We start from the raw sequence: 6,720 nt of genomic DNA, 5'->3' as shown, positions 1-6,720 counted from the left end.
CCCCCCGCCCCGGCCGCACCGMCCCCRCCGCCGGCCCCCGCTCCTGCTCCGGCCGCGCCCGCTCCGGCGCCTGCCGCACCCGCCCCGGCGGCCGCTGCCCCGTCCGACGACGCCAGCCCGTACGTCACCCCGCTGGTGCGAAAGTTGGCCTCCGAGAACAACGTTGACCTTGCCTCGGTGCAGGGCACCGGCGTCGGCGGCCGCATCCGCAAGCAGGATGTGCTCGCCGCGGCCGAGGCCGCCAAGGCCCCGGCCGCTCCTGCCGCCGCCGCATCGGCCCCCGCCGCTCCGGCTGCCAAGGCTCCGGCAGCAGCGCCCGCCCCGGCGCTGGCCCACCTGCGTGGCACCACGCAGAAGGCCACCCGGATCCGGCAGATCACCGCCAAGAAGACGCGGGAGTCGCTGCAGACCACGGCGCAGCTGACCCAGACGCACGAGGTCGACATGACCCGCATCGTCGGGTTGCGGGCCCGCGCCAAGAACTCGTTCGCCGAGCGCGAGGGCGTCAACCTGACCTACCTGCCGTTCATCGCCCGCGCGGTGATCGACGCGTTGAAGATCCACCCGAACGTCAACGCCAGCTACAACGAGGACACCAAGGAGATCACCTACTACGACGCCGAGCACCTCGGCTTCGCGGTGGACACCGAGCAGGGCCTGCTGTCGCCGGTCGTGCACAACGCCGGTGACCTCTCCCTGGGTGGTCTTGCTCGCGCGATCGTCGACATCGCCGACCGCGCCCGCTCCGGCAACCTGCGGCCCGACGAGCTGGCCGGTGGCACCTTCACCATCACCAACATCGGTAGCCAGGGCGCCCTGTTCGACACCCCGATCCTGGTTCCGCCGCAGGCGGCCATGCTCGGCACCGGTGCCATCGTCAAGCGGCCTCGCGTCGTCGTGGACGAGGGCGGCAACGAGTCGATCGGTGTCCGCTCGGTCTGCTACCTGCCGCTGACCTACGACCACCGCCTGATCGACGGCGCCGACGCCGGCCGGTTCGTGACCACCATCAAACGTCGTCTCGAAGAGGGTGCGTTCGAGGCCGACCTCGGTCTCTAGGCCGGGCGGTAATCGCATGGCGCACGCGGTCATAGCCATCGCGGGCTCGTCCGGGCTGATCGGTTCTGCACTGGTGTCGGCGCTCCGCGCCACCGACCATCGGGTGGTGCGCATCGTGCGCCGCCAACCGGCCAACGCCGACGAGGTCTACTGGAACCCGGGTACCGGCGACTTCGATTGGCGCGCACTGCAAGACGTCGATGCCGTAGTCAACCTATGCGGGGTGAGCGTCGGATCCCGCCGGTGGTCCGGGGCGTTCAAGCAAAGCCTGCGCGACAGCCGCATCGTTCCGACCGAGGTGCTGACCGACGCCGTCGTCGACGCCGGGGTCCCCACGCTCATCAACGCCAGCGCCGTCGGCTTCTACGGCGATACCCGGGATCGGATCGCCGACGAACGGTCGCCCGCCGGTGCCGGTTTCCTGGCCCGGCTCTGTCTGGACTGGGAGGCCGCCACGCGCCCGGCCGCCGACGCGGGGGTCCGCGTCGTGCTCGCGCGCACGGGCCTGGTGCTGGCTCCGGCAGGCGGCATGCTGGCCCGGCTGCGGCCGGTGTTCGGGCTCGGTCTCGGCGCCCGGCTGGGCAGCGGGCGCCAGTACATGCCGTGGATCACGTTGGAGGACGAGGTGCGGGCCCTGCTGTTCGCGCTGAATCATGACGAGCTGTCCGGCCCGCTGAATCTGACGGGCCCGGCGCCGGTGACCAACGGGGAGTTCACCGAAGCCCTGGGGCGTGCGCTGCACCGGCCCACGCCGCTGCTGATGCCCGGTTTCGCGCTGCGCGCGGCGCTCGGCGAGTTCGCCGAGGAGGGGCTGCTCGGGGGCCAGCGGGCCATTCCCGCAGCGCTGGAGGACGCCGGTTTCGAGTTCCACCAGCGGACCATCGGCGAGGCCCTGTCGTACGTCACCGCCCCCAACGCGGCCTGACTGCGGCAGGCGTAGCGTCAGTTCGGTGACGATCCGATCTGCCGGTGGCCCGATCGACGTGCGCCGCCTGGGCACCATCGATTACAACGACGCCTGGGAGCTGCAGCGCGAGCTTGCCACCGCCCGCTCCGACGAGCGCGGCAACGACACCCTGCTGCTGCTCGAGCACCCGCCCGTCTACACCGCCGGCCGTCGCACCGAACCGCACGAGCGCCCGACCGACGGCACCCCCGTCATCGACACCGACCGCGGCGGCAAGATCACCTGGCACGGTCCCGGCCAATTGGTCGGTTACCCGATCATCGGCCTGGCCCAGCCGCTCGACGTGGTGAAATTCGTTCGGCTGCTTGAAGATGCGCTGATGTCGGTGTGCGCCGAGCTCGGCCTGGAGACCATCCGGGTGGACGGGCGGTCCGGCGTGTGGCTGGCCGCCGACGGGCTACGGCCCGAGCGCAAGATCGCCGCCATCGGCATCCGGGTCGCCCGCGGCACGACGCTGCACGGGTTCTCGCTCAACTGCAACTGCGACCTGGGCGCGTTCGGCGGCATCGTCCCGTGCGGCATCGCCGACGCCGGCGTCACGTCGCTGACGAAGGAGCTGGGCCGCGAAATCACGCCCGAGGACGTCATCGACCGGGTGGCCTCCGCGGTGTGCTCGGCACTCGGGGCGACCGTCGGCACACCCCGCAGCGCACTAACATCGACACCATGAGCGTCGATCCCGGTAACCGCAAGCTGCTCCGCCTGGAGGTCCGCAACGCGGAGACGCCGATCGAGCGCAAGCCGCCGTGGATCAAGACCAAGCTCAAGATGGGCCCCGAGTACAAGGACCTCAAGAGCCTGGTCAAACGCGAGGGCCTGCACACCGTCTGCGAAGAGGCGGGCTGCCCCAACATCTACGAGTGCTGGGAAGACCGCGAGGCCACCTTCCTGATCGGCGGCGAGCAGTGCACCCGCCGCTGCGACTTCTGCCAGATCGACACCGGCAAGCCCGCCGACCTCGACCGTGACGAACCCCGCCGGGTCGCCGAGAGCGTGCAGACCATGGGCCTGCGCTACTCCACGATCACCGGGGTGGCGCGCGACGATCTGTCCGACGGCGGTGCCTGGCTGTACGCCGAGACGGTCCGCCAGATCCACGCGCTGAACCCGAACACCGGCGTCGAGCTGCTCGCCCCCGACTTCAACGGCGTGCCCGCGCTGCTCGAAGAGGTCTTCGACTCGCGCCCGGAAGTGTTCGCGCACAACGTCGAAACCGTGCCCCGCATCTTCAAGCGCATCCGCCCGGCGTTCCGCTACGAGCGCAGCCTCGGCGTGATCACCGCGGCCCGCGACTACGGCCTGGTGACCAAGAGCAACCTGATCCTCGGCATGGGTGAGACGCCCGAGGAGATCCGGCTGGCCCTGCAGGACCTGTACGACGCGGGCTGCGACATCGTCACCATCACCCAGTACCTGCGCCCGTCGCCGCGGCATCATCCGGTCGAGCGCTGGGTGCGGCCGGAGGAATTCGTCGAGCACCAGCAGTTCGCGGAGGGTCTTGGCTTCGCCGGAGTGCTCGCCGGACCGCTGGTCCGTTCGTCGTACCGGGCCGGAAAGCTGTACGCCCAAGCTGCCCGATTACGGCCACCGGTTTCCTGAACCTATCCTGGTGGCATGGCAAAGACCACCAATGCTGCCGCTGTGAAGGCTGCGAAGGCCGAGGCGAAGGCTGCCCGCAAGGCCGCCTCCAAGGCACGCCGCGCCCAGCTCTGGCAGGCATTCCAGATTCAGCGCAAAGAGGACAAGCGGCTGCTGCCGTACATGATCGGTGCGTTCGTCCTGATCGTGGCGCTCGCCGTCGCGATGGCCGCGTACTCCGGCGGCATCTTCAGCTGGATCACGCTGCCCATCCTGGGTGTGCTGCTCGGCGGGCTGATCGCGTTCATCATCTTCGGCCGGCGGGCGCAGAAGTCGGTCTACAGCAAGGCTGACGGCCAGACCGGCGCGGCGGCCTGGGCGCTGGACAACATGCGCGGCCAGTGGCGGGTCACGCAGGCCGTCGCCGCCACCGGCAGCTTCGATGCCGTGCACCGCGTGGTCGGCCGGCCGGGTGTGATCTTCGTCGGCGAGGGATCGCCGCAGCGCCTGAAACCGCTTCTGGCGCAGGAGAAGAAGCGCACCGCACGGCTGATCGGCGAAGTGCCGATCTACACCGTCGTCGTCGGCAACGAAGAGGATCAGGTGCCGCTGTCCAAGCTGGAACGGCACCTGACCAAGCTGCCCGCCAACATCACCGCCAAGCAGATGGATGCGCTGGAGTCCCGCCTGGCCGCCCTGGGTTCCAAGCTGGGTCCCGGCGGTCTGCCCAAGGGCCCGCTGCCTGCCGGCGCGAAGATGAAGGGCATGCAGCGCACCGCCCGGCGCAAGTAACCCAGCGATTTGTGCACGATTTTCCGCGGCGACCGCGGATTTTCGTGCACAGGTCGACGGGTCAGCGGCGCAGGACGGCGGTGTTCGTCAGCCGGTCCTGCAGGCCGCGGCCGTCGGCGTCGGTCAGCAGTGCCGGCACGGCCAGTGCGACCATTACCCCGCGCACCACGGCCCGGATGACGCCGACGCGCGGGGCATCGTCGAGCGGCACCACCATGAGGCCGAGGGCCAGCTGACCGGGCGTGAACCCGAACAGCGACAGCGACACGATGCCGAGCACGAGCCACACCACGAGCACGGCCGTGGACAACGTGGACACCGACAGCAGACCGAAGGCCATGGCGAGCCCGGCCAGCCCGTAGCCGATCAGCCAGTCGACCAGCAGGGCCACGGTGCGGCGTCCCATCCGGGCCAAGGATCGCGAGCCCGTTTCCGGCAGGCCGAGGGCTTTACCCGGGTACGAAGACTCATCAACGGGGCGCTCAGATTCGGGCCCGGACAGCCACGAACCGAGCCGAAATCCATCTGCACCGGACATGCTGTCAGGATAGGCGTGCACGCTTGTCCAACCGAACCGTGCGGTGGGTGGTCCGCGATTCGCAAACATGGGATCGCGTAACGTCCGCGAAACATACGGTTGATTGGCGTGCAACATCGTGTCCCTAGGTTCAACCGCGGGTAACACCAGTAAAGGAGATCACTTACGTGGCAGAAAAGACGTCTGACGACATCTTCAAGCTGATCAAGGACGAGAACGTCGAGTACGTGGACATTCGTTTCTGCGATTTGCCTGGTGTTGTCCAGCACTTCTCGATCCCGGCTTCGGCGTTCGACGAGAGCGTTTTCGAAGACGGCCTGGCCTTCGACGGTTCATCGGTCCGTGGCTTCCAGTCGATCCACGAGTCCGACATGATGCTGCTGCCGGATGCCAACACCGCGCGCATCGACCCGTTCCGGGCCGCCAAGACGCTGAACATGAACTTCTTCGTGCACGACCCGTTCACGCGTGAGGCCTACTCCCGTGACCCGCGCAACGTCGCACGCAAGGCCGAGAACTACCTGGCCAGCACCGGCATCGCCGACACCTGTTACTTCGGTGCCGAGGCCGAGTTCTACATCTTCGACTCGGTGGCGTTCGACTCCAAGATGAACGGCACCTTCTACGAGGTCGACTCCGAGTCGGGCTGGTGGAACAGCGGCGAGCCCTTCGAGGCCGACGGCTCCCCCAACCGCGGCTACAAGGTCCGCCCGAAGGGTGGCTACTTCCCCGTCGCGCCGTACGACCACTACGTCGACCTGCGCGACGAGATGTCGACCAACCTGATCAACTCCGGGTTCACCCTGGAGCGCGGCCACCACGAGGTCGGCACCGCCGGCCAGGCCGAGATCAACTACAAGTTCGACACGCTGCTGGCTGCGGCCGATGACGTGCTGCTGTTCAAGTACATCATCAAGAACACCGCGTGGGCCAACAACAAGACCGTCACCTTCATGCCGAAGCCGCTGTTCGGTGACAACGGCTCGGGCATGCACGCCCACCAGTCGCTGTGGAAGGACGGCAAGCCGCTGTTCCACGACGAGTCCGGCTACGCGGGCCTGTCCGACATGGCGCGCCACTACATCGGCGGCATCCTGCACCACGCCCCGTCGCTGCTGGCGTTCACCAACCCGACGGTGAACTCCTACAAGCGTCTGGTGCCGGGCTACGAGGCCCCGATCAACCTGGTGTACAGCCAGCGCAACCGCTCGGCATGTGTGCGTATCCCGATCACCGGCAACAACCCGAAGGCCAAGCGCCTCGAGTTCCGTTGCCCGGACAGCTCGGGTAACCCGTACCTGGCCTTCTCGGCGATGCTCATGGCCGGTATCGACGGCATCAAGAAGAAGATCGAGCCCATGGCCCCGATCGACAAGGACCTCTACGAGCTGCCGCCGGACGAGGCCGCCAGCATCCCGCAGGCCCCGACCTCGCTGGCTGCCGTCATCGACCGCCTTGAGGCCGACCACGACTACCTCACCGAGGGTGGCGTGTTCACCGAGGACCTGATCGAGACCTGGATCTCGTACAAGCGGGAGAACGAAATCCTGCCGGTGCAGATTCGCCCTCACCCGTACGAGTTCTCGCTCTACTACGACTGCTGAGTCTTAGCGCGAGCAAGACGTGAAAACCCCCTAAACTGAAGTGGTCCCCGAAAGTTGGACTCTGACTTTGGGAGCTTAGGACTTAAGGGCCTGGGCCCGGTATTGGACCGGGCTCAGGCCCTTGAGTTTTGTCGAGATGCGTTCGGTGTTGTACCAGCGGATGTAGCCCTCGAGCGCGGTGG

General features: G+C 67.9%; 8 protein-coding genes. 6 read left to right on the top strand and 2 right to left on the bottom strand.

Features of this window, described 5'->3' with window-relative positions; translation table 11 throughout:
* The 5 genes from sucB to AC1U2B_RS28510 form a co-directional block, all read left to right on the top strand.
* On the top strand, window positions 1-1,059 hold a 1,059-nt coding region (sucB, locus tag AC1U2B_RS28530; RefSeq protein WP_480219429.1), incomplete at its 5' end, for a 2-oxoglutarate dehydrogenase, E2 component, dihydrolipoamide succinyltransferase.
* Window positions 1,060-1,075: 16 nt separating this feature from the next.
* A complete protein-coding gene (locus tag AC1U2B_RS28525) occupies window positions 1,076-1,984 on the top strand; it encodes a TIGR01777 family oxidoreductase (RefSeq protein ID WP_043399671.1) in 909 nt (302 codons plus the stop codon).
* A gap of 25 nt (window positions 1,985-2,009) precedes the next feature.
* Window positions 2,010-2,696 (top strand): lipoyl(octanoyl) transferase LipB, encoded by a 687-nt coding sequence (gene lipB / locus AC1U2B_RS28520; protein ID WP_480219428.1) that lies wholly within the window; start codon window positions 2,010-2,012, stop codon window positions 2,694-2,696.
* Window positions 2,693-3,625: a lipoyl synthase gene (gene lipA, locus AC1U2B_RS28515; protein WP_480219427.1), complete on the top strand. Its 933-nt coding sequence runs from the start codon at window positions 2,693-2,695 to the stop codon at window positions 3,623-3,625. Before lipB ends, lipA begins: the two co-directional genes overlap by 4 nt.
* A 15-nt stretch (window positions 3,626-3,640) precedes the next feature.
* Complete coding sequence (locus AC1U2B_RS28510; RefSeq protein WP_043399680.1) at window positions 3,641-4,396, top strand: DUF4191 domain-containing protein; 756 nt, start codon at window positions 3,641-3,643, stop codon at window positions 4,394-4,396.
* Between the two features lie 61 nt (window positions 4,397-4,457).
* On the opposite strand, the gene AC1U2B_RS28505 is transcribed toward AC1U2B_RS28510, so the two are convergent.
* Window positions 4,458-4,934, bottom strand: coding sequence for an RDD family protein (locus AC1U2B_RS28505; RefSeq protein ID WP_418002610.1), 477 nt, complete (start codon window positions 4,932-4,934; stop codon window positions 4,458-4,460).
* A gap of 167 nt (window positions 4,935-5,101) precedes the next feature.
* Here AC1U2B_RS28505 and glnA point away from each other — a divergent pair, with 167 nt between their 5' ends.
* Window positions 5,102-6,538 carry a type I glutamate--ammonia ligase gene (gene glnA, locus AC1U2B_RS28500; protein WP_043399683.1) on the top strand — a complete coding sequence of 479 codons (1,437 nt, stop codon included), beginning with the start codon at window positions 5,102-5,104 and terminating at the stop codon, window positions 6,536-6,538.
* A 75-nt stretch (window positions 6,539-6,613) separates the two neighbouring features.
* Here the strand turns inward: glnA and AC1U2B_RS28495 are convergent.
* A partial coding sequence (locus AC1U2B_RS28495) for an IS3 family transposase (RefSeq protein ID WP_480219430.1) occupies window positions 6,614-6,720 on the bottom strand: 107 nt, incomplete at its 5' end.

It is taken from the genome of Mycolicibacterium sp. P4_G11, assembly GCF_056555145.1.
This window is presented reverse-complemented; position numbering and strand designations above follow the sequence as displayed.

Bases quoted from the DNA above. Each gene is read 5' to 3' on its own strand.
- lipA (WP_480219427.1), top strand. From the start codon at position 2,693: ATGAGCGTCGATCCCGGTAACCGCAAGCTGCTCCGCCTGGAGGTCCGC.
- AC1U2B_RS28525 (WP_043399671.1), top strand. From the start codon at position 1,076: ATGGCGCACGCGGTCATAGCCATCGCGGGCTCGTCCGGGCTGATCGGT.
- AC1U2B_RS28505 (WP_418002610.1), bottom strand. From the start codon at position 4,934: ATGTCCGGTGCAGATGGATTTCGGCTCGGTTCGTGGCTGTCCGGGCCC.
- AC1U2B_RS28510 (WP_043399680.1), top strand. From the start codon at position 3,641: ATGGCAAAGACCACCAATGCTGCCGCTGTGAAGGCTGCGAAGGCCGAG.